This window comes from Kitasatospora sp. NBC_01246, assembly GCF_036226505.1.
In the GTDB taxonomy this organism is placed as follows: Bacteria; Actinomycetota; Actinomycetes; order Streptomycetales; family Streptomycetaceae; genus Kitasatospora.
The window spans coordinates 5,925,750-5,950,462 of record NZ_CP108484.1; the positions used below are offsets into that span (position 1 = coordinate 5,925,750).

General features: G+C 69.2%; 18 protein-coding genes and 3 rRNA genes. 14 read left to right on the top strand and 7 right to left on the bottom strand.

The genetic code is table 11. The annotated features are described in order from the left end of the window. Positions 1-38 precede the first annotated feature (38 nt). From OG618_RS25695 to OG618_RS25705, 3 genes are all read left to right on the top strand, one after another. Positions 39-1,352, top strand: coding sequence for a sensor histidine kinase (locus tag OG618_RS25695; RefSeq protein WP_380388621.1), 1,314 nt, complete (start codon positions 39-41; stop codon positions 1,350-1,352). A gap of 255 nt (positions 1,353-1,607) precedes the next feature. Continuing rightward, complete coding sequence (locus tag OG618_RS25700) at positions 1,608-2,591, top strand: acyl-ACP desaturase (protein ID WP_329489898.1); 984 nt, start codon at positions 1,608-1,610, stop codon at positions 2,589-2,591. 503 nt (positions 2,592-3,094) lie between these two features. Further along, complete coding sequence (locus OG618_RS25705) at positions 3,095-3,394, top strand: DUF4193 domain-containing protein (protein ID WP_073924890.1); 300 nt, start codon at positions 3,095-3,097, stop codon at positions 3,392-3,394. Between the two features lie 276 nt (positions 3,395-3,670). Here OG618_RS25705 and OG618_RS25710 read toward each other — a convergent pair whose 3' ends face one another. Beyond that, positions 3,671-4,120 carry a DUF3093 domain-containing protein gene (locus tag OG618_RS25710; protein WP_329489899.1) on the bottom strand — a complete coding sequence of 150 codons (450 nt, stop codon included), beginning with the start codon at positions 4,118-4,120 and terminating at the stop codon, positions 3,671-3,673. Positions 4,121-4,255: 135 nt separating this feature from the next. Between OG618_RS25710 and OG618_RS25715 the strand changes: the two genes are divergently transcribed. The 6 genes from OG618_RS25715 to rrf all read left to right on the top strand — a co-directional run bounded on the left by OG618_RS25715 (position 4,256) and on the right by rrf (position 11,734). Then, the gene (locus OG618_RS25715; protein WP_329492274.1) at positions 4,256-4,834 is read left to right on the top strand and encodes a PaaI family thioesterase; all 579 of its coding nucleotides are present in this window, start codon (positions 4,256-4,258) and stop codon (positions 4,832-4,834) included. Beyond that, positions 4,831-5,298: a dUTP diphosphatase gene (gene dut / locus OG618_RS25720; RefSeq protein ID WP_329489900.1), complete on the top strand. Its 468-nt coding sequence runs from the start codon at positions 4,831-4,833 to the stop codon at positions 5,296-5,298. The genes OG618_RS25715 and dut overlap by 4 nt, the downstream gene beginning before the upstream one ends. 69 nt (positions 5,299-5,367) lie before the next feature. Beyond that, complete coding sequence (locus tag OG618_RS25725; RefSeq protein WP_329489901.1) at positions 5,368-6,174, top strand: DUF3710 domain-containing protein; 807 nt, start codon at positions 5,368-5,370, stop codon at positions 6,172-6,174. 433 nt (positions 6,175-6,607) lie between these two features. Beyond that, positions 6,608-8,131: ribosomal RNA gene (locus tag OG618_RS25730) — 16S ribosomal RNA — on the top strand. A gap of 280 nt (positions 8,132-8,411) precedes the next feature. Next, positions 8,412-11,532 (top strand): 23S ribosomal RNA (locus tag OG618_RS25735). A gap of 85 nt (positions 11,533-11,617) precedes the next feature. Then, a 5S ribosomal RNA gene (gene rrf / locus OG618_RS25740) occupies positions 11,618-11,734 on the top strand. Together the 16S, 23S and 5S rRNA genes form the textbook arrangement of a ribosomal RNA operon. Before the next feature lie 104 nt (positions 11,735-11,838). Here the strand turns inward: rrf and OG618_RS25745 are convergent. Both OG618_RS25745 and OG618_RS25750 read right to left on the bottom strand, forming a co-directional pair. After that, positions 11,839-12,291, bottom strand: a complete 453-nt coding sequence (locus OG618_RS25745; protein WP_329489902.1) for a GNAT family N-acetyltransferase — start codon at positions 12,289-12,291, stop codon at positions 11,839-11,841. Between the two features lie 175 nt (positions 12,292-12,466). Then, a complete protein-coding gene (locus tag OG618_RS25750) occupies positions 12,467-13,258 on the bottom strand; it encodes a VOC family protein (RefSeq protein ID WP_329489903.1) in 792 nt (263 codons plus the stop codon). 154 nt (positions 13,259-13,412) lie between these two features. Here OG618_RS25750 and recD2 point away from each other — a divergent pair, with 154 nt between their 5' ends. The 3 genes from recD2 to OG618_RS25765 all read left to right on the top strand — a co-directional run bounded on the left by recD2 (position 13,413) and on the right by OG618_RS25765 (position 18,391). After that, positions 13,413-15,650: an SF1B family DNA helicase RecD2 gene (gene recD2 / locus OG618_RS25755; protein WP_329489904.1), complete on the top strand. Its 2,238-nt coding sequence runs from the start codon at positions 13,413-13,415 to the stop codon at positions 15,648-15,650. Positions 15,651-15,874: 224 nt separating this feature from the next. Further along, positions 15,875-17,164 carry a citrate synthase gene (locus tag OG618_RS25760; RefSeq protein WP_329489905.1) on the top strand — a complete coding sequence of 430 codons (1,290 nt, stop codon included), beginning with the start codon at positions 15,875-15,877 and terminating at the stop codon, positions 17,162-17,164. Positions 17,165-17,671: 507 nt separating this feature from the next. Then, a complete protein-coding gene (locus OG618_RS25765; protein ID WP_329489906.1) occupies positions 17,672-18,391 on the top strand; it encodes an SDR family NAD(P)-dependent oxidoreductase in 720 nt (239 codons plus the stop codon). Positions 18,392-18,466: 75 nt separating this feature from the next. Here OG618_RS25765 and OG618_RS25770 read toward each other — a convergent pair whose 3' ends face one another. After that, complete coding sequence (locus OG618_RS25770) at positions 18,467-20,788, bottom strand: heavy metal translocating P-type ATPase (RefSeq protein WP_329489907.1); 2,322 nt, start codon at positions 20,786-20,788, stop codon at positions 18,467-18,469. A gap of 69 nt (positions 20,789-20,857) precedes the next feature. Further along, on the bottom strand, positions 20,858-21,076 hold the full coding sequence (locus OG618_RS25775) for a heavy-metal-associated domain-containing protein (protein WP_329489908.1): 219 nt from the start codon (positions 21,074-21,076) through the stop codon (positions 20,858-20,860). Positions 21,077-21,324: 248 nt separating this feature from the next. On the opposite strand from OG618_RS25775, the gene OG618_RS25780 reads away from it, so the two are divergent. Continuing rightward, the gene (locus OG618_RS25780) at positions 21,325-22,497 is read left to right on the top strand and encodes a PP2C family protein-serine/threonine phosphatase (RefSeq protein ID WP_329489909.1); all 1,173 of its coding nucleotides are present in this window, start codon (positions 21,325-21,327) and stop codon (positions 22,495-22,497) included. Between the two features lie 19 nt (positions 22,498-22,516). On the opposite strand, the gene dhaL is transcribed toward OG618_RS25780, so the two are convergent. Together dhaL and dhaK are read right to left on the bottom strand one after the other, a co-directional pair. Beyond that, on the bottom strand, positions 22,517-23,146 hold the full coding sequence (gene dhaL, locus OG618_RS25785; RefSeq protein WP_329489910.1) for a dihydroxyacetone kinase subunit DhaL: 630 nt from the start codon (positions 23,144-23,146) through the stop codon (positions 22,517-22,519). Positions 23,147-23,162: 16 nt separating this feature from the next. Continuing rightward, on the bottom strand, positions 23,163-24,158 hold the full coding sequence (dhaK, locus tag OG618_RS25790; protein WP_329489911.1) for a dihydroxyacetone kinase subunit DhaK: 996 nt from the start codon (positions 24,156-24,158) through the stop codon (positions 23,163-23,165). A 159-nt stretch (positions 24,159-24,317) separates the two neighbouring features. On the opposite strand from dhaK, the gene dhaM reads away from it, so the two are divergent. Next, positions 24,318-24,710, top strand: coding sequence for a dihydroxyacetone kinase phosphoryl donor subunit DhaM (gene dhaM / locus OG618_RS25795; RefSeq protein WP_329489912.1), 393 nt, complete (start codon positions 24,318-24,320; stop codon positions 24,708-24,710). The last annotated feature ends 3 nt before the right edge of the window (positions 24,711-24,713 follow it).

Genomic DNA, 24,713 nt, shown 5'->3' on the forward strand with positions numbered 1-24,713 from the left:
CACGCGACCGCCCCGGCGGACGCCCCGAGAGGACGATCATGACCACCCCGCCCCCGGCCGGCGGGCCCTCCGGCGCGCCCGCCGGCGGCCCGCGCGCCGTACCGCCCGGGCCCGTGCCGCCGAAGCCCGCGCACGCACCGCGGGCGCCCCTGCTCCACCACGCGTCGCGCGACACCTACGTGCCCGGCGACGGGATGCTCGCCTGGCTGCCGTTCCGCCCGACCATCCGGATCCGCCTCACCCTGCTCTACGGCGGCATGTTCCTGATGGCCGGCGTCGTCCTGCTGCTGCTGATGTACTTCTTCGTCCGGCAGGCCCTGCACGACGTCCAGCCGCCGCCCTTCCTGTTCGGCAAGGACATCACCGTCAACGGCGTGCCGATGAGCAGCGAGCAGTTCAACCAGTACCTCGCCAGCCGGCACGAGGTCGCCTCCAACGCGGCCCTCAACACGCTGCTGCGCAAGGCCCTCACGGTGCTGGTCTGCCTCGCCGTGATCGCCTTCGCCGCCGGCTACGCGATGGCCGGCCGGGTGCTGCGCCCGCTCGGGCGGATCACCCGCACCGCGCGCGAGGTGGCCTCGTCCGACCTGCACCGGCGGATCGAGCTCGACGGGCCGGACGACGAGCTCAAGGAGCTCGCCGACACCTTCGACGACATGCTCGACCGGCTGGACCGCTCCTTCGACTCCCAGCGCCGCTTCGTCGCCAACGCCTCGCACGAGCTGCGCACCCCGCTGGCGATCAACCGGACCCTGCTGGAGGTCCAGCTCTCCGACCCGGCCGCCTCGGCCGACCTCCAGCAGCTCGGCAAGACCCTGCTGGCCACCAACGAGCGCAGCGAGCAACTGGTGGAGGGCCTGCTGCTGCTCGCCCGCAGCGACAACGAGCTCACCGACCGCCGGCCGGTGGAGCTCTCCGAGGTCGCCACCCGCGCCCTGGTGCAGACCCGCGCCGAGGCCGACCGGCGCGAGGTCGAGCTGCGCGCCACCCTGAACCCGGCCGTGGTCTCCGGCAACGGCGTGCTGCTGGAGCGGATCGCGCTCAACCTGCTGCAGAACGCCGTGCGCTACAACTCCGCCGACGGCTGGGTCGAGATCGCCACCGCCGAGGTGCCCGGCGGCGGCGAGCTGGTGGTGTCCAACACCGGCCCGGTGGTCCCCGGCTACGAGCTGGAGCACATCTTCGAGCCGTTCCGCCGGGTCAAGGGCGCCGACCGCACCCGCAGCGACAAGGGTGTCGGACTCGGCCTGTCCATCGTCCGCTCGGTGGTCCGGGCGCACGGAGGCACCATCGAGGCCACCCCGCGCTCCGGTGGCGGCCTCACCATGCGGGTCCGGATCCCGGCGGCCTGAGCACCCCCACAGGCCCGTCTCGCCCCCGCTGCGCCGCCCGTCCCACCCGCGCTCCGTGCGCTGACCGATCCCGCCGCCCCCGCCAGGCCCGTCAAGACGACATAAGGCCTGGCGGGGGCGGCTTGTCATTTCCGGTCCGAGCAACTTACGGTGTCGTAACCTACGCAACCGTAAGTGCGTCCCGACTTCGGTGTCCCCGACGTGCCCGCCCAACGCGCCCGTCCCGCGCGTGCCCGTCCCCCTGGAGCAACACACGTGACCATCGCCCCCGTGCAGCGCACCGCCCCGACCGGTTCCAGCGCCTGGACCGATGCGCGGCTGATCATGGCCCTCGAAGAGGTGGTGGAGACCGAGCTCAACCGCCACCTGAAGGTCGCCAAGGACTGGATGCCCCACGAGTTCGTCCCGTGGAGCCAGGGCCGCGACTTCGACGGTGTGCTGGGCGGGGAGCCCTGGTCGCTGGAGCAGTCGCAGGTGACCCCGCTCGGCCGGGTGGCGCTGGTGGTCAACCTGCTGACCGAGGACAACCTCCCCAGCTACCACCACGAGATCGCCACCATGTTCGGCCGCGAGGGCGCCTGGGGCACCTGGGTGCACCGCTGGACGGCCGAGGAGGGCCGGCACGGCATAGCCATCCGCGACTACCTGCTCGCCACCCGGGCCGTGGACCCGAACGAGCTCGAGCGGGCCCGGATGAGCCACATGTCGGAGGGCTTCGAGTCCGACAACTCGCACAGCATGCTGCACTCGGTCGCCTACGTGGCCTTCCAGGAGCTGGCCACCCGGATCTCGCACCGCAACACCGGCCACTCCGCCGGCGACCCGCTCTGCGACCAGCTGCTCGCGAAGATCGCCAACGACGAGAACCTGCACATGGTCTTCTACCGCAACCTGCTGAAGGCCGCCCTGGAGATCGCCCCCGACCAGGCCATGCGCGCGATCGCCGACGTGGTCACCGACTTCCGGATGCCCGGCCACGGCATCCCCGGCTTCGAGCGGGCCGCCGCCCAGATCGCCATCGGCGGCGTCTACAACCTGCGCATCCACCACGACGACGTGCTGCAGCCGGTGCTGCGCCACCTCAAGGTGATGGAGGTCGGCGGCCTCGGTCCGGTCGGTCTGCGGGCCCAGGACGAGCTCGGCGTCTTCCTCGGGGGGCTGGACGCGCAGGCGACCAAGTTCGACGAGCGGCAGGCCGCCCTGCTGGCCCGCCGGGCCGCCCGCAAGGCCGCCCAGTAGCAGCCGGACACGAACCGCAGGACGCGCCGGGCCGTGGACCCGGCCGTTCCTGTTGGGTGGATTTTCCGTGGTTTGCCCCGGAAGATTCGGAACGTGAGCAAGGTCACACCGTGTCGCTCCACGGGGTGGGCCGGTCTCGGAGCGTGATCATGGTCGAGGCCACTCCGGTTGCGTTCCGTGACCGGGTTCGGGGTCGATGAGGTCCGGGAGGATCGGCCGAGAGCCCTGGTGAGCAAGGGAACGATCGAGTGGTCGCAAGGCCTCCGATGACTGAGCGTGTCCGGTGGGCGGGCCCGGCCGCCGGTCGGGGATGGCCCAGCGTGAGGCCTCCCGCGCCCGATCGGATCACTCCAACGGACCCCTGGCTGAGTGTCGATTGAGTAACAGGGCTTGAAGTAAGGCAAAATCTCCGCCTCGGGTCGGGCACAAGACCGGCCCCCCATGCGTTACGTGCGCTGGAGATACCGCACACACCGCACAACCCGGAGGGGGAGAGCGAAAACATGGCAACTGACTACGACACCCCACGCAAGACCGATGACGACCTCAACGAGGACAGCATCGAGGAACTCAAGGCCCGGCGGAACGAGAAGAGCACCAGCTCGGTCGACGTCGACGAGTTCGAAGCGGCGGAGGGCCTTGAGCTCCCCGGCGCGGACCTCTCGAACGAGGAGCTCTCGGTCCGGGTGCTGCCGCGCCAGGCCGACGAGTTCACCTGCATGAGCTGCTTCCTGGTCCACCACCGCAGCCAGCTGTACAGCGAGAAGAACGGCAACCCGATCTGCCGGGACTGCGGCGCCTGAGTATCAGGGCGGCCATGGGCCCGGGCTCGCGGAACCTCGTGAGACCGGCACACCGCCCCTTCCGGCCCCGGGCAGCGGGGCCGGACGGCAGTACCGGCGACGGCCGTCGAGGCGGGCGTACCGGCAGTACCGCGCCGATTCGTACCGGCGCGGTACCGCGCACTGCGCGGCGTGGCAGCAGCTCGTGCAGTACGGAGACATCTGGGACGGTCCCGCATCGCGGAACCGTCCCTCTCCGTTCTCCGGGCCGGATCCGGTCCGGAGAACGGAGCCGGGTCAGGCGCGGGCGCCGCGCCGGGCCTCGTCCAGCGCCTCGGCCAGCTTCATCGGCGAGCGCGTCGACAGGTAGAGGTACGGGGTCGGGTCGGCCGGGTCGCTGACCTCGACGCGCAGGGCGGTCGGGACGTAGCTGCGCAGCAGCATGAAAGCGCGCGGGTCCGACTTCGGGCCGCGCCAGGCCATCGCCTCGGCGGGGCTGAGCGGGTGCGCGGCGCCGAGCGCGTCGACCGGGATCCGGGCCTGGCCGGCCACCAGGGAACCCTGCACCACCCGGATCCGGGCGGAGCCGTAGCTGCTGATCGCGGCGGCGCCGGCGGCGATCCCGACCACCAGCCCGACCAGGGCGCCCACCGCGCTGAGACGCAGCAGGATCAATGCGAGCGTGAGCCCGATCGCGACCGGGAGCAACCACCAGGAGCGCGGCACGGTGAGGCGTTCGTCGTACATGCCCCCATTGTGGTCGCCGTTACGGCCGGCGGCGGACGGCACCCCCGGGCCCGGACCGGCTACCGGTCGGTAGGGTTGGGAACCGTGACCGGTTCCGTAGCCCCAGCCTCCCCGTCCGAGCGGCCGGCGCCGCCCCTGCCGCTCTCGCCCACCACGCCCCCGCCGGGCGCCGTCCTGCCGCCGCGCGCCCCCGAGGCCCCGGCCCCGGGCACCCGGCTCGGCTCGCACTACGAGCACTGCTTCGGCTGCGGTCCGGAGCACCCGGGCGGGCTGCGGATCGACGCGGTGGCGGGCCAGGGCCTCGACGTCACCGCCGAGTTCGCCGTCCGCTCCGCCCACCAGGGCGGCCCCGGCCTGGCCCACGGCGGGCTGCTGACCACCGCGATGGACGAGACGCTCGGCGCGCTGAACTGGCTGCTGCACGCCCCGGCCGTCACCGGCCGGCTGGAGACCGACTTCGTCCGCCCGGTGCCGGTCGACTCCGTGCTGCACCTGCGCGCCTGGATCACCGGCGTGCACGGCCGGAAGATCTACAGCGCCGGCGAGGCGCGGATCGGCGGGCCCGACGGCCCGGTCGCGCTCCGCGCCCAGGCACTCTTCATCCAGGTGAAGCTGGAACACTTCACCAAGCACGGTCGTCCCGAGGACATCGAGAAGGTCCTCGACGACCCTGATCTGATGAAGCGCGCCCGAGCCTTTGAGGTGAACCCTTGAGCAGCACCCCCCGTCCGCCGGTAGACGTCCTGATCAGGCGAATCGACACCGAGCTGCCGCTGCCCGCGTACGCGCAGCCCGGTGACGCGGGCGCCGATCTGCGGACCGCCGTCGACGCCGAACTGGCCCCCGGTGAGCGGATCGTCCTGCCCACCGGCATCGCCATCGCGCTGCCGGACGGCTACGCGGCGTTCGTCCACCCGCGCTCCGGGCTCGCAGCTCGTTGCGGAGTTGCTCTGGTGAACGCCCCAGGGACGGTCGATGCCGGGTACCGTGGAGAGATCAAGGTGATCGTCGTCAACTTGGACCCGCGCGAAGCCGTCAGCTTCCGCCGAGGGGACCGGATCGCCCAGCTGGTGATCCAGCAGGTCGAGAAGGCCCGCTTCCACGAGGTGGCCGAACTGCCCGGGTCGGCACGAGCCGAGGGCGGGTTCGGGTCGACCGGCGGCCACGCCGCGGTCTAGGCTGCCCGCGGCCTCGCAGGAAGCCGAGCAGGTATTCGCATCGGTCTTGGACCGGGAAGGACAGTGACCGTGTTCCGTCGTCGCCAGAAGAGCGAGGACGCTGTCGAGCAGCTCGCCGACGACGCCATCAGCGCCGACGAGCCGGCCGATGACGTCGAAGGTTCCGCCGAGAGCGAGAACGTGACCGAACTGGACCCGGCGGAGCGGGTCGGCCTGCCGCCGGCTCCGCGTCCGGACGGTCCGTGGGACCACTCCGAGCTGGAGCAGCCGGAGGAAGGCCGGGTCGACCTCGGAGGCCTGCTGGTCCCCGGTGTCGAGGGCATGGAACTGCGCGTCGAGGTGGCCGGGGACGCGATCGTGGCCGCGACGCTGGTCCTCGGCAACAGCGCCATCCAGCTCCAGGCCTTCGCGGCTCCCAAGTCCGAGGGCATCTGGGGCGAGGTCCGTGAGGAGATCGCCAACGGCATCACCTCGCAGGGCGGCCTCATCGAGGAGGAGGAGGGCCCGCTCGGCTGGCACCTCCGGGCCCAGGTCCCCGTGCAGCTGCCGGACGGCACGCAGGGTGTCCAGCTGGTGCGCTTCGTTGGCTGCGACGGGCCGCGCTGGTTCCTGCGCGGTGTGATCTCGGGCCAGGCCGCGGTGCAGCCGGAGATGGCCGGGATCCTGGAGCAGGTCTTCCAGCAGACCGTCGTCGTCCGTGGCGAGACCCCGATGGCGCCGCGCGACCCGATCGTGCTGAAGCTTCCCGAGGACGCGCAGATGGTGGCCGACGGTGGCGGGGCAGCCGCCGCTGCCGGAGAGAGCGACAGCAACCGCTTCGGCGGCGCCGCGCTCGACCCGTTCGCCCGCGGCCCGGAGATCACCGAGGTCCGCTGAGCAGGCGCCGAGCCGGCCGACCGCTCTTCGATCGCCCCCGCCCGGATGCCCGGGACGGGGGCGATTTGCATGTGGCGGGCCGGTCCCCGTACAGTTCCGGAGTCGCACCGAGAGGGGCGACGGAATGCGAATCCGATGAATGAAACTCCGGAAAACGGAGCGGAAAACATCTGATAAGCTTCAAACACGAAAGAACGAAGCGCCCGGAGGGCCCGCTGGAAGGCGGTCCGAAGGAAGTGTCCGTTCCTTGAGAACTCAACAGCGTGCCAAAAGTCAACGCCAGATATGTTGACATCCCCGGCCTCGATCGTCTGATCGGGGTTGGAGATTCCTTTATGAAGTAAACACTAGCGAGGACGCAGTGCGCGGGGCCGCCCTATTCCGGTGGTTGCCGTGCCGCTCGACGCGAGTGCGGCTCGATTACGGGCAGACATTCACGGAGAGTTTGATCCTGGCTCAGGACGAACGCTGGCGGCGTGCTTAACACATGCAAGTCGAACGGTGAAGCCCTTCGGGGTGGATCAGTGGCGAACGGGTGAGTAACACGTGGGCAATCTGCCCTGCACTCTGGGACAAGCCCTGGAAACGGGGTCTAATACCGGATATGACCTTCCTCCGCATGGGGGTGGGTGTAAAGCTCCGGCGGTGCAGGATGAGCCCGCGGCCTATCAGCTTGTTGGTGGGGTAATGGCCTACCAAGGCGACGACGGGTAGCCGGCCTGAGAGGGCGACCGGCCACACTGGGACTGAGACACGGCCCAGACTCCTACGGGAGGCAGCAGTGGGGAATATTGCACAATGGGCGAAAGCCTGATGCAGCGACGCCGCGTGAGGGATGACGGCCTTCGGGTTGTAAACCTCTTTCAGCAGGGAAGAAGCGCAAGTGACGGTACCTGCAGAAGAAGCACCGGCTAACTACGTGCCAGCAGCCGCGGTAATACGTAGGGTGCGAGCGTTGTCCGGAATTATTGGGCGTAAAGAGCTCGTAGGCGGCCTGTCGCGTCGGATGTGAAAGCCCGGGGCTTAACCCCGGGTCTGCATTCGATACGGGCAGGCTAGAGTGTGGTAGGGGAGATCGGAATTCCTGGTGTAGCGGTGAAATGCGCAGATATCAGGAGGAACACCGGTGGCGAAGGCGGATCTCTGGGCCATTACTGACGCTGAGGAGCGAAAGCGTGGGGAGCGAACAGGATTAGATACCCTGGTAGTCCACGCCGTAAACGTTGGGAACTAGGTGTTGGCGACATTCCACGTCGTCGGTGCCGCAGCTAACGCATTAAGTTCCCCGCCTGGGGAGTACGGCCGCAAGGCTAAAACTCAAAGGAATTGACGGGGGCCCGCACAAGCAGCGGAGCATGTGGCTTAATTCGACGCAACGCGAAGAACCTTACCAAGGCTTGACATATACCGGAAACGGCTAGAGATAGTCGCCCCCTTGTGGTCGGTATACAGGTGGTGCATGGTTGTCGTCAGCTCGTGTCGTGAGATGTTGGGTTAAGTCCCGCAACGAGCGCAACCCTTGTTCTGTGTTGCCAGCATGCCTTTCGGGGTGATGGGGACTCACAGGAGACTGCCGGGGTCAACTCGGAGGAAGGTGGGGACGACGTCAAATCATCATGCCCCTTATGTCTTGGGCTGCACACGTGCTACAATGGTCGGTACAAAGGGCTGCGATGCCGCGAGGCGGAGCGAATCCCAAAAAGCCGGCCTCAGTTCGGATTGGGGTCTGCAACTCGACCCCATGAAGTTGGAGTTGCTAGTAATCGCAGATCAGCATGCTGCGGTGAATACGTTCCCGGGCCTTGTACACACCGCCCGTCACGTCACGAAAGTCGGTAACACCCGAAGCCGGTGGCCTAACCCGTAAGGGGAGGAGCCGTCGAAGGTGGGACCAGCGATTGGGACGAAGTCGTAACAAGGTAGCCGTACCGGAAGGTGCGGCTGGATCACCTCCTTTCTAAGGAGCACATGGCCGCTTGCAGGCGAATGTTCTGCACGGTCGCTCATGGGTGGAACGTTGACTATTCGGCACACTGGGTTGGCATCCGCTAGTACTGCTTCGGCGTGGAAGACGGATTGTTGATCGGGTGTGTCGGGCACGTTGTTGGGTCCTGAGGGAACGGCCGTATGGTCGTTGCTTCAGAGATGCCGGTCTCACTTGAGGCAGCCTGTATGGGTTGTCGATGGTGGGTGACTGGTCGTTGTTTGAGAACTGCACAGTGGACGCGAGCATCTGTGGCCAAGTTTTTAAGGGCGCACGGTGGATGCCTTGGCACCAGGAACCGATGAAGGACGTGGGAGGCCACGATAGTCCCCGGGGAGCCGTCAACCAGGCTTTGATCCGGGGGTTTCCGAATGGGGAAACCCGGCAGTCGTCATGGGCTGTCACCCATACCTGAACACATAGGGTATGTGGAGGGAACGCGGGGAAGTGAAACATCTCAGTACCCGCAGGAAGAGAAAACAACCGTGATTCCGGGAGTAGTGGCGAGCGAAACCGGATGAGGCTAAACCGCGATGGTGTGAGACCCGGCAGGGGTTGCCATCGCGGGGTCGTGGGATTCTTCTTGATCGGTCTGCCGGCCGGTCGACGAGTCAGAAACCGTATGGGTAGTCGAAGGACATGCGAAAGGTCCGGCGTAGAGGGTAAGACCCCCGTAGACGAAATCTGTACGGCTCGTTTGGAGAACACCCAAGTAGCACGGGGCCCGAGAAATCCCGTGTGAATCTGGCGGGACCACCCGCTAAGCCTAAATATTCCCTGGTGACCGATAGCGGATAGTACCGTGAGGGAATGGTGAAAAGTACCGCGGGAGCGGAGTGAAATAGTACCTGAAACCGTGTGCCTACAAGCCGTGGGAGCGTCGTTGGCAGGCTTGCCTGCCAGCCGTGACTGCGTGCCTTTTGAAGAATGAGCCTGCGAGTTTGCGGTGTGTAGCGAGGTTAACCCGTGTGGGGTAGCCGTAGCGAAAGCGAGTCCGAATAGGGCGATACAGTTGCATGCCCAAGACCCGAAGCGGAGTGATCTAGCCATGGGCAGGTTGAAGCGGAGGTAAGACTTCGTGGAGGACCGAACCCACCAGGGTTGAAAACCTGGGGGATGACCTGTGGTTAGGGGTGAAAGGCCAATCAAACTCCGTGATAGCTGGTTCTCCCCGAAATGCATTTAGGTGCAGCGTCACGTGTTTCTTGCCGGAGGTAGAGCACTGGATAGGCGATGGGCCTCACCGGGTTACTGACCTTAGCCAAACTCCGAATGCCGGTAAGTGAGAGCGTGGCAGTGAGACTGTGGGGGATAAGCTCCATGGTCGAGAGGGAAACAGCCCAGAACACCGACTAAGGTCCCTAAGCGTGTGCTAAGTGGGAAAGGATGTGGAGTCGCAGAGACAACCAGGAGGTTGGCTTAGAAGCAGCCACCCTTGAAAGAGTGCGTAATAGCTCACTGGTCAAGTGATTCCGCGCCGACAATGTAGCGGGGCTCAAGCACATCACCGAAGTCGTGTCATTGCAGCATATAGGGCCAACGCCTGCTGTGATGGGTAGGGGAGCGTCGTGTGCCGGGTGAAGCGGCGGTGGAAACCAGTCGTGGACGGTACACGAGTGAGAATGCAGGCATGAGTAGCGATACAAGAGTGAGAAACTCTTGCGCCGATTGACCAAGGGTTCCTGGGTCAAGCTGATCTGCCCAGGGTAAGTCGGGACCTAAGGCGAGGCCGACAGGCGTAGTCGATGGACAACGGGTTGATATTCCCGTACCCGCTTTGAAGCGCCAACGTCGAACCAGGTGATGCTAAAGCCGTGAAGCCGGCCCGGAGTCTTCGGACGAAGGGACGTGGTGGAGCCGCTGGCCCAAGTCTGTAGTAGGTGAGCGATGGGGTGACGCAGGAAGGTAGTCCAGCCCGGGCGGTGGTTGTCCCGGGGTAAGGGTGTAGGACGAACGGTAGGCAAATCCGCCGTTCACATAGTCTGAGACCTGATGCCGAGCCGATTGTGGTGAAGTGGATGATCCTATGCTGTCGAGAAAAGCCTCTAGCGAGTTTCATGGCGGCCCGTACCCCAAACCGACTCAGGTGGTCAGGTAGAGAATACCGAGGCGTTCGGGTGAACTATGGTTAAGGAACTCGGCAAAATGCCCCCGTAACTTCGGGAGAAGGGGGGCCATTCCTGGTGATGAGTCTTGCACTCTGAGCTGGGGGTGGCCGCAGAGACCAGCGAGAAGCGACTGTTTACTAAAAACACAGGTCCGTGCGAAGCCGTAAGGCGATGTATACGGACTGACGCCTGCCCGGTGCTGGAACGTTAAGGGGACCGGTTAGCTTGGATTCGTCCAGGCGAAGCTGAGAACTTAAGCGCCAGTAAACGGCGGTGGTAACTATAACCATCCTAAGGTAGCGAAATTCCTTGTCGGGTAAGTTCCGACCTGCACGAATGGCGTAACGACTTCTCGACTGTCTCAACCATAGGCCCGGTGAAATTGCATTACGAGTAAAGATGCTCGTTTCGCGCAGCAGGACGGAAAGACCCCGGGACCTTTACTATAGCTTGATATTGGTGTTCGGTTCGGCTTGTGTAGGATAGGTGGGAGACTTTGAAGCAGCAACGCCAGTTGTTGTGGAGTCGTCGTTGAAATACCACTCTGGTCGTGCTGGATGTCTAACCTGGGTCCGTGATCCGGATCAGGGACAGTGTCTGGTGGGTAGTTTAACTGGGGCGGTTGCCTCCTAAAGAGTAACGGAGGCGCCCAAAGGTTCCCTCAGCCTGGTTGGCAATCAGGTGTTGAGTGTAAGTGCACAAGGGAGCTTGACTGTGAGACTGACGGGTCGAGCAGGGACGAAAGTCGGGACTAGTGATCCGGCGGTGGCTTGTGGAAGCGCCGTCGCTCAACGGATAAAAGGTACCCCGGGGATAACAGGCTGATCTTCCCCAAGAGTCCATATCGACGGGATGGTTTGGCACCTCGATGTCGGCTCGTCGCATCCTGGGGCTGGAGTAGGTCCCAAGGGTTGGGCTGTTCGCCCATTAAAGCGGTACGCGAGCTGGGTTTAGAACGTCGTGAGACAGTTCGGTCCCTATCCGCTGTGCGCGTAGGAGTGTTGAGAAGGGCTGTCCCTAGTACGAGAGGACCGGGACGGACGAACCTCTGGTGTGCCAGTTGTCCTGCCAAGGGCATGGCTGGTTGGCTACGTTCGGGAGGGATAACCGCTGAAAGCATCTAAGCGGGAAGCCTGCTTCGAGATGAGCACTCCCACCTCCTTGAGAGGGTAAGGCTCCCAGTAGACGACTGGGTTGATAGGCCGGATATGGAAGCCTCGTAAGGGGTGGAGTTGACCGGTACTAATAGGCCGAGGGCTTGTCCTCAGTTGCTCGCGTCCACTGTGTTGTTCTGAAACAACGACCCCCATGACATGGCCTGTCGTGGGTGCGGTGATAAGTTTCATAGTGTTTCGGTGGTCATAGCGTGAGGGAAACGCCCGGTTACATTCCGAACCCGGAAGCTAAGCCTCACAGCGCCGATGGTACTGCAGGGGGGACCCTGTGGGAGAGTAGGACGCCGCCGAACAATCATTCCAAAGAACCCCCCGGTCCATACGGATCGGGGGGTTCTTTGCGTTTCCAGGGCAGACCCGGAAACGTGGAATTGCGGTGCGGAACCGGGCCGGGGGACTACAGGGCGAGCTTGAACCCGAGGTGCGAGGGGACGAAGCCGAGGCGCTCGTAGAAGCGGTGGGCGTCGGTCCGGGTCGCGTCCGAGGTGAGCTGGACGAGGTCGGAGCCGAGTTCGCGGGAGCGGTCGATCGCCCACCGGATCAGGTCGGTGCCGAGGCCGGTGCCGCGCTCGTCCGCGTGGATCCGGACGGCCTCGATGATGGTGCGGGTGGAGCCCTTGCGGGAGAGCCCGGGCACCACCGTCAGCTGGAGCGTTCCGACGGTCCGGCCGGCCCGCTCGGCGACCACGAGGTGCTGGTGCGGGTCGGCGTCGATCCGGGCGAAGGCCGTCCGGTAGGGGGAGAGGTCGTCGGGGCTCTCGCGGGCGGCGCCCAGGGGGTCGTCGGCGAGCATGGCCACTATCGCCGGCAGGTCGTCGGCGGTGGCGCGGCGGATCGTCAGGTCGTTCATGATCACAGCCTAGGCGAGCCCCTGGGGCGCGGAGGGCCCGTCCGGGGCTCGGGTCCGTTCTCTGCCCGCCCCGCGCGCCCGCGGGGCCCGCCTGGGCCCGTCAGAGGCCGCCGAGAGGCCGCCGAGGGGGCCGCCCGGGTGTGCCCGAGGCGTGGAGCGGCGAGGTGATCCGGCGTCACTCGCCGGGCAGCGCGCTGGTGATGACGGCGAAGACCGCCCCGTGCGGGTCGAGGAGCTGGGCCAGTCGGCCGACACCGTGCACGTCCATCGCGGGGATGCGGACGGTCGCGCCCAGCTGGCCGGCGAGGGCGAGGGCGGCGTCCACGTTGGCGACCTCGAAGTAGGGGAGCCAGTGCGAGCCGGTGCCCGCGGCCGTCTGCTCGGGGCCGAGCTGCATGATGCCGCCGTGGGCGTCGTCGGTACCGCCGCCGGCCGGGGTGAGGACGGTGTACGTCACCTCGCCGAGCGGGACGTCCTGCTCCTGCCAGCCGAAGACGCCGCGGTAGAACTCCTTGGCCGCGTCGGCGTCGACGCTGTAGCACTCGGCCCAGCAGAAGGTGCCCTGATCGGTGACGGTGTCCAGGCCGCGGGTGGCGTGCGGCTGCCAGACGGCGAACTCGGCGCCGGTGGGGTCGCGGTAACCGGCCATCCGGCCGCTGTTGAAGACGTCGAACGGGGCGAAGCGGACGGTGCCGCCGCCGGCTTCGACGAGCGCGGTGGTCCGGTCGGCGTCGGGGGTGTTGAAGTAGATCGTCCAGCCGGGGCGGTCCGCGTTCTCGTTGAGCGGTCCGAGGGCGGCGACCGTGCGGCCGTCCTGCTGGAAGAAGCCGTAGCCGCCCCCTTCGGGCCCCGCCGTGGCGAAGGTCCAGCCGAACACGGTGTTGTAGAAGACCGCGGACGCGGCGATGTCCGGGCTGGCGAGGTCGAGCCAGTTCGGGGAGCCGGGGGTGAAGGCGGTGCTGAGCATGGTGGCGGTGCTCCTTGAACGGGCCCGTCGCGGCGGGGCACGGGCGGTGTCGGCGCCCCCCGCTGCCCTCCAGCCTGGCATCAGGACGCCCGGTGTCGCACCCGGGCGGTACGGTGCGTAGCGAAACTGCACCCGCACGGATAAGGGGGGCCCGGTGGCCAGGCAGGCGCAGGCGGACCAGCCGCCGCTGCCGCGCCAGCTCGCTCAGGTCGAGGGCGTGCTGGAGCGGATCACCTATGCCAACGAGGAGACGGGCTACACCGTCGCCCGGGTGGACACCGGGCGCGGTGCGAACGACCTGCTGACGGTGGTGGGCGCGCTGCTGGGGGCACAGCCGGGGGAGTCGCTGCGGCTGCACGGGCGGTGGGGGTCGCACCCGCAGTACGGCAAGCAGTTCGTGGTGGAGAACTACACGACGGTGCTGCCCGCGACGATCCAGGGCATCCAGCGCTACCTCGGCTCGGGGCTCATCAAGGGGATCGGGCCGCGGTTCGCGGAGCGGATCGTGGAGCGGTTCGGGGTGGACACCCTGGAGGTGATCGAGAACGAGCCGGGCCGGTTGATCGAGGTGCCGGGGCTCGGGCCGAAGCGCACCAAGAAGATCGCGGCGGCCTGGGAGGAGCAGAAGTCCATCAAGGAGGTGATGGTCTTCCTGCAGGGGGTCGGCGTGTCGACGTCGCTCGCGGTGCGGATCTACAAGCAGTACGGGGACGGCTCGATCGGGGTGGTCAAGAACGAGCCGTACCGGCTGGCGTCGGACGTCTGGGGCATCGGCTTCCTGACGGCGGACCGGATCGCGCAGGCGGTGGGCATCCCGCACGACAGTCCGGAGCGGGTGAAGGCGGGCCTGCAGTACGCGCTGTCGCAGAGCAGCGACCAGGGGCACTGCTACCTGCCCGAGGAACGGCTGATCGCGGACGGGGTGAAGCTGCTCCAGGTGGACATCGGGCTGGTGATCGACTGTCTGGCGGAGCTGGTGGCCGCGGAGGGGGTGGTGCGCGAAGCGGTGCCGGGGGAGGCGGGGGAGCCGATCACCGCCGTGTACCTGGTGCCCTTCCACCGGGCCGAGATCTCGCTGGCCAACCAGCTGTTGCGGCTGCTGCGTTCGGAGTCGGACCGGATGCCGTGGTTCGCGGACGTGGACTGGCCGGCGGCGCTCGGCTGGCTGGCGAAGCGGACGGGGGCGGAGCTGGCTCCGGAGCAGGAGCAGTCGGTGCGGTTGGCCCTGACGGAGAAGGTGGCGGTGCTGACGGGCGGTCCGGGCTGCGGCAAGTCGTTCACGGTGAAGTCGATCGTGACGCTGGCGCTGGCGAAGCGGGCGAAGGTCGTCCTGGCGGCGCCGACCGGCCGGGCGGCGAAGCGGCTGGCGGAGCTGACCGGGGTGGAGGCCTCGACGGTGCACCGGCTGCTGGAGCTGAGGCCGGGCGGGGACGCGGCCTACGACCGGGACCGCCCGCTGGACGCCGACCTGGTGGTGGTCGACGAGGCCTCGATGCTGGACCTCATCCTGGCGAACAAGCTGGTCAAGGCGGTGGCGCCGGGAGCGCACCTGCTGTTCGTGGGGGACGTGGACCAGCTGCCGTCGGTGGGCGCCGGCGAGGTGCTGCGGGACCTGCTGGCCGACGGCGGCCCGATCCCCTCGGTGCGGCTGACCAGGATCTTCCGGCAGGCGGCGCAGTCGGGCGTGGTGACCAACGCGCACCGGATCAACGAGGGCCTGCCGCCGTTGACGGAGGGCCTGCCGGACTTCTTCCTGTTCGTGGAGGACGACGCCGAGCAGGCGGCCGGGCTGACGGTGGACGTGGTGGCGCGGCGGATCCCGCAGCGCTTCGGGTACGACGCGCGCCGGGACGTCCAGGTGCTGGCGCCGATGCACCGGGGGCCGGCGGGCGCGGGGAACCTGAACACGCTGCTGCAGGCGGCGGTGACGCCGGCCCGGGAGGGGCTGGCGGAGCGCCGGTTCGGCGGCCGGACGTTCCGGGTGGGGGACAAGGTCACCCAGATCCGCAACAACTACGACAAGGGGCGCAACGGGGTCTTCAACGGCACGGTGGGAGTGGTGACCTCACTGAGCGTGGACGACCAGCGGTTGACGGTGGTCACCGACGAGGACGAGGAGGTGCCGTACGACTTCGACGAGCTGGACGAGTTGGCGCACGCGTACGCGGTGACGATCCACCGGTCGCAGGGGAGCGAGTACCCAGTGGTGGTGATTCCGGTCACCACGTCCGCCTGGACGATGCTCCAGCGGAACCTGCTCTACACCGCCGTGACCAGGGCGCGGAAACTCGTAGTGCTGGTGGGGTCACGGAAGGCGATCGGACAGGCCGTTCGCACCGTCAGCGCAGGTAGGAGGCACGCCGCGCTGGATCATCGGCTGGCGACTGGATGATTCTCCAATGGATGGTTGCCTCTATTGTTCTCTTGACGTGAAGAGATTTACGGCAGAGCCTGGAGTGGTGCCGATCTTGTCCGGTTCGTACCGGCTGCGGCGGCAGGTTTTGTAGGGGCGGTCCCTTTCGGGCCACCCCGGGTGCGCGGCTGTCCGCCAGATGGGGGATGGTAGAGACAGTCAGGGCACCTTGGAAGAGGATTCATTTCGTCGGTGAGGAAGACGTGAGCGACAACTCGGTAGTACTGCGGTACCAGGACGGCGAGTACGAGTACCCCGTCGTCGAGAGCACTGCGGGCAACGCCGGCTTCGACATCTCGAAGCTGCTCCCGCAGACCGGCCTGGTCACCCTGGACAACGGCTTCGGTAACACCGCCGCGTACAAGTCCGCGATCACCTTCGTGGACGGTGACAACGGCATCCTGCGGTACCGCGGCTACCCGATCGAGCAGCTCGCCGAGCAGGGCAGCTTCATCGAGACCGCGTACCTCCTGATCAACGGTGAGCTGCCGACCGCGGACCAGCTGTCGGAGTTCAACCGCGAGATCACCCAGCACACCCTGCTGCACGAGGACGTCAAGCGCTTCTACCAGGGCTTCCCGCGCGACGCCCACCCGATGGCGATGCTGTCCTCGGTCGTCGGCGCGCTGTCCACCTTCTACCAGGACAGCCACAACCCCTTCGACGCCGCCCAGCGCCACCTGTCGACGGTCCGCCTGCTGGCGAAGCTGCCGACGATCGCGGCCTACGCGTACAAGAAGTCGGTCGGCCAGCCGTTCGTCTACCCGCGCAACGACCTGAGCTACGTCGAGAACTTCCTGCGGATGACCTTCGCCGTCCCCGCCGAGGACTACGAGCTCAACCCGGTCGTCGTGAATGCGCTGGACAAGCTGCTGATCCTGCACGCGGACCACGAGCAGAACTGCTCGACCTCCACCGTCCGCCTGGTGGGTTCCAGCCACGCGAACCAGTTCGCCTCGATCTCGGCCGGCATCTCGGCGCTCTGGGGCCCGCTGCACGGCGGCGCGAACCAGGCCGTGCTGGAGATGCTGGAGAGCATCCAGAAGGACGGCGGCGACGTCGACGCGTTCATTCGCAAGGTGAAGAACCGCGAGGACGGCGTCAAGCTGATGGGCTTCGGCCACCGCGTGTACAAGGCGTTCGACCCGCGCGCCGCGCAGGTCAAGCTGCTGGCGCACGAGGTGCTCGGCCAGCTCGGCAAGTCCGACGAGCTGCTCGACATCGCGCTCAAGCTGGAGGAGCACGCGCTCCAGGACGACTTCTTCGTCTCGCGCAAGCTCTACCCGAACGTGGACTTCTACACCGGCCTGATCTACCGCGCCATGGGCTTCCCGACCAGCATGTTCACCGTGCTGTTCGCCCTCGGCCGGCTGCCGGGCTGGATCGCCCACTGGCACGAGATGATCAACGACCCGACCAGCCGGATCGGCCGTCCGCGCCAGATCTACACCGGCACCGCGATCCGCGACTACGTGGGCCTCGAAGCCCGCTGACGCAGGACCTGAAAGGGCCCGGCCGCTTCACGCGGCCGGGCCCTTCACCGTCCCGCACGAGGGTGGGAGAGGTACAGCGCACGACTCCGGGGCGGCCGCAGCCGGGGACGGCCGCTCAAAGCGTCCCAGACCCGCCACACCCCGGCGTCGTGCGCGAAGGCCGCCAACCGTCGGCGACCGTCCCGGGGCCCGCCGGAGCCCCGTCGGCGGCAGTGGTGGCCGTGCGGCGACGTGATGCCGTTCGCCACGTCTCCGCCCACCGAAAAACTGCCGCACTACCAACCTAAGACGTATCAGGGTGCGAGAAGTTACGCCCGGGGGGTGTGAGCTGCCTCTCGCCACGCTCCGTGTGCGGGCTGTGGCCCGCCCATATCACACCTCCCGGCGGCGGCTACGTCACCCTCCCCGCAGTCACGGCAACCGAGCGTGATAGGAATCGTGGCATTCCGGTACGGACCGCCCCGCACCCTCGCAGCGTGGCGGCGGAACTGGGGAGGGAGTGCGCAGATGGCCAGGAACGTCGTCGTCACCGGTGGTGGCACGGGTATCGGGTACGAAGTGGCGCGGCGGTTCGCCGAGGCGGGCGAACGGGTGGTGATCGTCGGCCGTCGGCGGGCGGTGCTCGAACGGGCCGCGGCCGACCTCGGACCGAACGTCACCCCACTGGTCCGCGACCTCGCCGACCCCGACGACGTCGAGGCTGCGCTGGGTGAACTGCCGGAGCGGATCGACGTGCTGGTGAACAACGCCGGCAGCCGGGAGACCGTGATCGGTGGCGGGCCGCACGCCCTGCTGGCCCGCTGGCGCGGCGACTTCGAGCGCAATGTGCTGACCGTGGTGCTGCTGACCGAGTCCATCCGCGACCGGCTCACCCCGGGCTCGGGCCGGGTGGTCACGGTCAGCTCGATCGCCGCCCTGAGCGGCGCCGGCTCGTACGGGGCCGCCAAGGCCTCGCTGCACGCCTGGAACCACTTCCTGGCCGCGCAGCTCGGCACCTCGGGGATCACGGCCAACATCGTCGCCCCGGGCACCGTGGCGGGCACCGAGTTCTTCGGCCCCCGGCTGGACGAGGCCGAGGTGTCCCGCCGGGCGGCCCGGACGCTGCTCGGCCGGATCGGCGAGGCGGGCGAGGTGGCCGCGGCGGTCTACTTCCTGGCCTCGGCGGAGGCCGGCTTCATCACCGGCGAGATCATGCACTGCAACGGCGGCGAGCTGCTCGGGCGCTGACCGCTCCGGGAGACGCCGAGGGGCCCGCCACCGCACGCGCGGTGGCGGGCCCCTCGGCGTTGCGGGGGCGCGGTCTCAGGGCCGGTCGGCGGGCTGGAACCGGCGCAGCCGGAGGCTGTTGGTGACCACGAAGACGGAGGAGAAGGCCATGGTGGCGCCGGCGATCATGGGGTTCAGGAGGCCGGTGGCGGCGAGGGGGAGGGCGGCGAGGTTGTAGCCGAAGGCCCAGGCGAGGTTGCCCTTGATGGTGGTGAGGGTGGTGCGGGCGAGGCGGATGGCGTCGGGGGCGGCGGTGAGGTCGCCGCTGACGAGGGTGAGGTCGGCGGCCTGGATGGCGGCGTCGGTGCCGGTGCCGAGGGCGAGGCCGAGGTCGGCGGTGGCGAGGGCGGCGGCGTCGTTGACGCCGTCGCCGATCATGGCGACGGTGTGGCCCTGGTGTTGGAGGGCGCGGATGGCGTCGACCTTGTCCTGGGGGAGGACTTCGGCGATGACGTCGGTGGGGTCGATGCCGATCTCGGCGGCGACGGTGTGGGCGGCGGTGGTGTTGTCGCCGGTGAGGAGGATGGGGCGTAGGCCGAGGGCGCGTAGTCGGGTGATGGCGTGGGCGCTGGTGGGTTTGACGGCGTCGGCGATTTCGAGGACGGCGCGGGGGGTGTTGTCCCAGGTGATGGTGACGGTGGTGCGTCCGGCGGTCTCGGCGGCGGTTCGGGCGGCGGCGAGGGCGGGGGGCAGGGGGTGGTGGTCGGGGTGGGTGTGGCGGCCGGCGGTGACGTGGTGGCCTTCGACGGTGCCGTGGACGCCGAGGCCGGGGAGGTTGTGGAAGTCATGGACGGGGGGGAGGGTGCCGAGGCGTTGGGTGGCGGCGGTGGTGATGGCGGTGGCGATGGGGTGTTCGGAGGCGTGTTCGAGGGCGCCGGCCAGGCGTAGGACGTCGGTTTCGGTGGTGTCGTGGGTGGTGTGGACGGCGAGGAGGGTCATGCGGCCGGTGGTGACGGTGCCGGTCTTGTCGAGGACGACGGTGTCGACGCGGCGGGTGGTTTCGAGGACTTCGGGGCCTTTGATGAGGATGCCGAGTTGGGCGCCGCGTCCGGTGCCGACCATGAGGGCGGTGGGGGTGGCGAGGCCGAGGGCGCAGGGGCAGGCGATGATCAGGACGGCGACGGCGGCGGTGAAGGCCTGGGTGGGGTTGTCGGTGGTGAGGAGCCAGGTGGTGAGGGTGGTGAGGGCGAGCAGGATGACGGTGGGGACGAAGACGGCGGAGATGCGGTCGGCGAGGCGTTGGGCAGCGGCTTTGCCGTTCTGGGCGTCTTCGACGAGGGTGGCGATGCGGGCGAGTTGGGTGTCGGCGCCGACGTGGGTGGCTTCGACGACGAGGCGGCCGCCGGCGTTGAGGGTGGCGCCGGTGACGGTGTCGCCGACGGTGACCTCGACCGGGACGGACTCGCCGGTGAGCATCGAGGCGTCCACCGCGGAGGAGCCCTCGACGACGGTGCCGTCCGTCGCGATCTTCTCCCCCGGACGCACCACGAACCGCATCCCGGGGGTCAGCCGGTCCACCGGCAGCCGGACCTCGACGCCGCCGCGCAGCACCGCCACGTCCTTGGCGCCCAGCCCGAGCAGGGCGTGCAGCGCGGCGCCGGCGCGGCGCTTGGAGCGGGCCTCCAGGTAGCGGCCGAAGAGGATCAGCACGGTGACCGCGGCGGCCGTCTCCAGGTACAGGGTGGAGGAGGCGTCGGTGGCGCCGATCGACAGCGAGAACTCGTGGCGCATGCCCGGCATCCCGGCCCGGCCCCAGAACAGGGCCCAGCACGACCAGCCGAAGGCGGCCAGCGTGCCGAGCGAGACCAGGGTGTCCATGGTCGCGGCGCCGTGCTTCAGGTTGGTCCAGGCGGCCCGGTGGAACGGCAGCCCGCCGTAGACGACGACCGGGCCGGTGAGGGCGAAGGCCAGCCACTGCCAGTTGGCGAACTGCAGGGACGGGATCATCGACAGCATGACCACCGGCACGCTGAGGACGGCGCTGATCAGCAGCCGGTCCAGCAGCGGGTCGGCCGCGCGCTCCGCCGGGGCGGGGGCCGGCCCGGCGGGCGCGGCGGCCGGTTCGACGGCCGGCGGTGCGGGGAGCTCGGCGGTGTAGCCGGTGTTCTCGACGGTGCTGATGAGGTCGGCGACGCTCACCGCCGGTCCGAAGTCGATCCGGGCCTTCTCGGTCGCGTAGTTGACCGTGGCCTCGACGCCCTCCATCCGGTTGAGCTTCTTCTCGATCCGGGCCGCGCACGCTGCGCAGGTCATCCCGCCGATCGACAGCTCGACGCGGTCGCGTACCGGGGCGGTGCCGTCCTGGTCACGCGGGCCGCCCGGGCCGGCGGCGGTGGTGGCCGGGGTGGCGGTGCTCATGCTGATCAGCTCCTTGGGGAGGGCGTACGGCGGGGGCCGGGGCGAGCGGCCCCCGCCGCACCGCGGGGCTCAGACGGACCGGCCGACCAGCTCGTAGCCGGCCTCGTCGACGGCCGCGCGGACCTGGTCGTCGTCGAGCGGGGCGGCGGAGGAGACCGTCACGGTGCCGGCCTTGGCGTCGGCCGCCACCTGGGTGACGCCGGCCAGCGCGGTGAGCTCCTTGCTGACCGAGCTCTCGCAGTGGCCGCAGCTCATGCCGGTCACGGTGTAGGTGATGGTGCTGGACATCGGGGCCTCCGGGAGGTCTGTTCGGCCGCGGGCGTACGCCCGGGCTCCCACTCTTGATGACACCATACCCCTGCGGGGTATTCCCCGAAGGGGGTGGTGCGGTGCGGATCGCATCGGGGACGCGGTCCGACAGCAGAGCGTATGCGCCCGGACACGCTGCGCCCGAATCCGCGCCGCGTGGCGCGGGCGCGTCCCGGGCGGCCGCCTCCCGGGGGGTGCGGACGATGAGCGTCCGTTATGTTCGAGAGGTGTTCCCGATCCGCCGAGCCCAGTCGCCCGCGGCCCCCACCGCCACGGGACTGCCGCCGGAGCGGCGGCGCGGCGCGCTGCTGGCGGCCGACCTCCAGGACGTACCGCTCTGGCGCCGGGCGAGCCCCGCGCTGATCGCGATCGTCCTGGTCGGGCTGGCCGACCTGCTCTCCGGCAAGGATCGCTACCTCGCCCCGCTGATGACGGTCGTCCCCACCATCGCCGCGCTCACCCTGCGGCCGCTCGAACTGCTGATGGTCTGCCTGCTCGGCCTGTTCGCGGTCTTCGGCCTCAGCCACTACGACGAGGTCGACAACGTCAACGACGAGCGCTTCCTCTACGGCGCGATGGTCAGCTATCTGCTGCTCACCGTGTTCTCCGCCTGGGTGGCCAAGATCCGCATGCGGCGGGCCGCCGCCTTCGCGGCCGTCAGCTCCGTCGCGGAGGCCGCCCAGCGCGCGCTGCTGCGGCTGCCCGGACCGGTGGTCGGTCCGCTGCACCTGGCCGTGCGGTACGTGTCCGCCGCCGACGCCTCCCGGATCGGCGGGGACCTCTACTCCGTGCTGGAGACCCCGCACGGCACCCGGGTGGCGGTCGGCGACGTCCGCGGCAAGGGGCTCGGCGCGGTGCAGACCGCCGCCGTGGTGCTCGGCTCGTTCCGGGAGGCGGCCTACGACGAGGCCGGGCTGCGCGGGGTCGCGGCGCGGATCGAGGCCAGCGTCGAGCGGCACGCCCCGGACGGGGAGTTCACCACCGCGCTGTTCGCCGAGTTCCGGGTGCCGGGCGTGATGCAGCTGCTGCAGTACGGGCACGTCCCGCCGATCCGGGTGGACCACGACGGCGGCGCGCACGTGCTGCACGCGCCCGACCCGTGGGTGCCGCTCGGCCTGGGCCGGCTGGCCGTCGGCGAGCCGACCACCTGGGAGCAGCCGTTCGGGCCCGAGGACGTGCTGGTGCTCTGCACCGATGGCGTGATCGAGGCGCGGCACCGCGAGCACGGCGACTTCTACCCGCTGGCGGAGCGGGTCGGCCCGCTGGTCCGGGGCGCGGCCCGCTCCGCGACGGAGCTGGAGGCGGCGGTCGGCCGGGTCTACGCCGACCTGCTGGAGCACACCGGCGGGGAGCTGCGCGACGACGCGCTGCTCCTGCTGATCTCCCGGACGGACCGGTAGGGCCGGGGCCGCTCCGGGGCTACTCCGCGCCGACCACCTCCGCCAGGGCGCGGAAGAGCAGGGCGGTGGAGGTGGCGCCCGGGTCCTGGTGGCCGACGCTGCGCGGGCCCAGGTAGGAGGCGCGGCCCTTGCGGGCCTGGAGCGGCACGGTGGCCAGCGCGCCCTGCTCGGCCGCGTCCGCCGCGGCCCCGACGGCCCGCGGCAGGTCGGCGCCGGCCGCCACCGCCTCGGCGTACGCGGCCAGCGCCGGGGTGTAGGCGTCGACGATGGTCTTGTCGCCCGGCTCCGCCTTGCCGAGGGTCTGGACCGCCCGCAGCCCCTCGGCCAGCGCCTCGCCGAAGGCGACCGGGTCGGCCGGCCCGGGCAGTGCGGCGCCCAGCGCGCGGAAGGCCTTGCCGTACAGCGGGCCGGAGGCGCCGCCGACCTTGGAGATCAGCGTGCTGCCCGTTTTGCTCAGGACCGCCCCCGGGCTGTCGGGGGCGAGCGAGTCCAGTGCGGTGAGCACGGCGGTGAAGCCGCGCCGCAGGTTGCTGCCGTGGTCGCCGTCGCCGATCGCGGAGTCCAGCTCGGTGAGCCGCCCCTGTTCCTCGTCGACCGCGGCCGCGATCGCGCGGACCCAGGCCTCGGCCAGTGCGGTGTCGAAGTCCATGACCGTCCTTCCTCCGTCAGGCCCGCTTGAGGGCGGGGGTGTCCACCGGGGCGTCCCAGAGTTCCAGCAACCGGGCGTCGGCCTTGGTCAGGGTGAGCGAGAAGCCCGCCATGTCCAGGCTGGTCACGTAGTTCCCGACCAGGCTGCGGGCCACCGTGATGCCGCGCTCGGCGAGCCGGGCGGCGACCTCGCCGAAGACGACGTACAGCTCCAGCAGCGGGGTGCCGCCGAGGCCGTTCAGCAGGGCGATCACCTCGTCGCCGGCGCTCAGGTGGTGGTCGGCGAGCACGGTCTCGACCACCTCGGCGGCGAGCTCACGGGCCGGACGGAGCTTCTCGCGGCGGCGGCCGGGCTCGCCGTGGATGCCGACGCCGACCTCGATCTCGTCCTCCGGCAGGTCGAAGCCGGGCTTGCCGGCGGCCGGGGTGGTCGCGGCGGTCAGCGCGATCGCGAACGACCGGGAGGCCGCGTTGACCCGGGCGCCCATGGCGGTGACCTCCTCCAGCGCGGCGCCGCGCTCGGCCAGCGCGCCGGCGATCTTCTCCACCACCACCGTCGCGCCGGTGCCCCGGCGGCCGGCCGTCCAGGTCGAGTCCTCGACCGCGACGTCGTCGTCGACCAGCACCGTGCGGACCTCGATGCCCTCCTCGGTGGCGAGCTCGGCGGCCAGCGCGAAGTTCATCACGTCGCCGGTGTAGTTCTTGACGACGAAGACCACCCCGGCGCCGGAGTCGACGGCCTTGGCGGCGGCCAGCATCTGGTCCGGCACCGGGGAGGTGAAGACCTCGCCGGGGCAGGCGGCGTCCAGCATCCCCGGGCCGACGAACCCGCCGTGCAGCGGTTCGTGGCCGGAGCCGCCGCCGGAGACCAGGGCGACCTTCGACGCCGCCGGGCGGACCGCGCGGGTGATCACCCGATGCGCGATGTCCACCGTCAACTCCCGGTGGGCGGCGGCGATTCCGGCCAGGGCGTCCTCCAGGACGCTCTCCGGGGTGTTGATCAGCTTCTTCACGGCGCTTCGCTCCCTCGGCAGACGGTGCTGACCCGACGCTACGCCAGACGGGGGTGGCCGGCACGGGGTGCGACACGCCCCCGGGCGGCCCGCGGTACGACACGCGGGGCCGGCCGGCCCCCTCCCGCGGAGCGCCGGGGCGGTCGTAGGGTCGGCGGTATGAGCGACTACGTGGGCATCGTCCTGGTCTCGCACAGCGCACAGCTCGCCGCCGGGCTGCGGGAGCTGCTGGCGGAACTCGCCTCCGGTGCGGTGCGGGTGGTGGTGGCGGCCGGGACGGAGGACGGCGGGCTCGGGACCAGCTACGACCTGATCGCCCGGGCCGTCACGGAGGCGGACGGCGGGGCGGGCGTGGTGGTGCTGGCCGACCTCGGCAGCTCGGTGCTGACCGCCGTCACGCTGCTGGAGGACGAGCCGCGGCCTGGGGTGGTGCTGGTGGACGCCCCGTTCGTGGAGGGCGCGGTCGCGGCCGCGGTGACGGCCTCCACCGGGGCGGGCGTCACCGAGGTGGCCGCGGCGGCCGAGGAGGCGCGGGCGTTCCGCAAGCTGTAGCGG

Coding starts and splice junctions, on each gene's coding strand:
- OG618_RS25770 (WP_329489907.1), bottom strand. CDS start 20,788: ATGAGCACCGCCACCCCGGCCACCACCGCCGCCGGCCCGGGCGGCCCG.
- dhaM (WP_329489912.1), top strand. CDS start 24,318: ATGAGCGACTACGTGGGCATCGTCCTGGTCTCGCACAGCGCACAGCTC.
- OG618_RS25750 (WP_329489903.1), bottom strand. CDS start 13,258: ATGCTCAGCACCGCCTTCACCCCCGGCTCCCCGAACTGGCTCGACCTC.
- OG618_RS25705 (WP_073924890.1), top strand. CDS start 3,095: ATGGCAACTGACTACGACACCCCACGCAAGACCGATGACGACCTCAAC.
- OG618_RS25765 (WP_329489906.1), top strand. CDS start 17,672: ATGGCCAGGAACGTCGTCGTCACCGGTGGTGGCACGGGTATCGGGTAC.
- OG618_RS25745 (WP_329489902.1), bottom strand. CDS start 12,291: ATGAACGACCTGACGATCCGCCGCGCCACCGCCGACGACCTGCCGGCG.
- OG618_RS25710 (WP_329489899.1), bottom strand. CDS start 4,120: ATGTACGACGAACGCCTCACCGTGCCGCGCTCCTGGTGGTTGCTCCCG.
- OG618_RS25775 (WP_329489908.1), bottom strand. CDS start 21,076: ATGTCCAGCACCATCACCTACACCGTGACCGGCATGAGCTGCGGCCAC.
- dhaL (WP_329489910.1), bottom strand. CDS start 23,146: ATGGACTTCGACACCGCACTGGCCGAGGCCTGGGTCCGCGCGATCGCG.
- OG618_RS25695 (WP_380388621.1), top strand. CDS start 39: ATGACCACCCCGCCCCCGGCCGGCGGGCCCTCCGGCGCGCCCGCCGGC.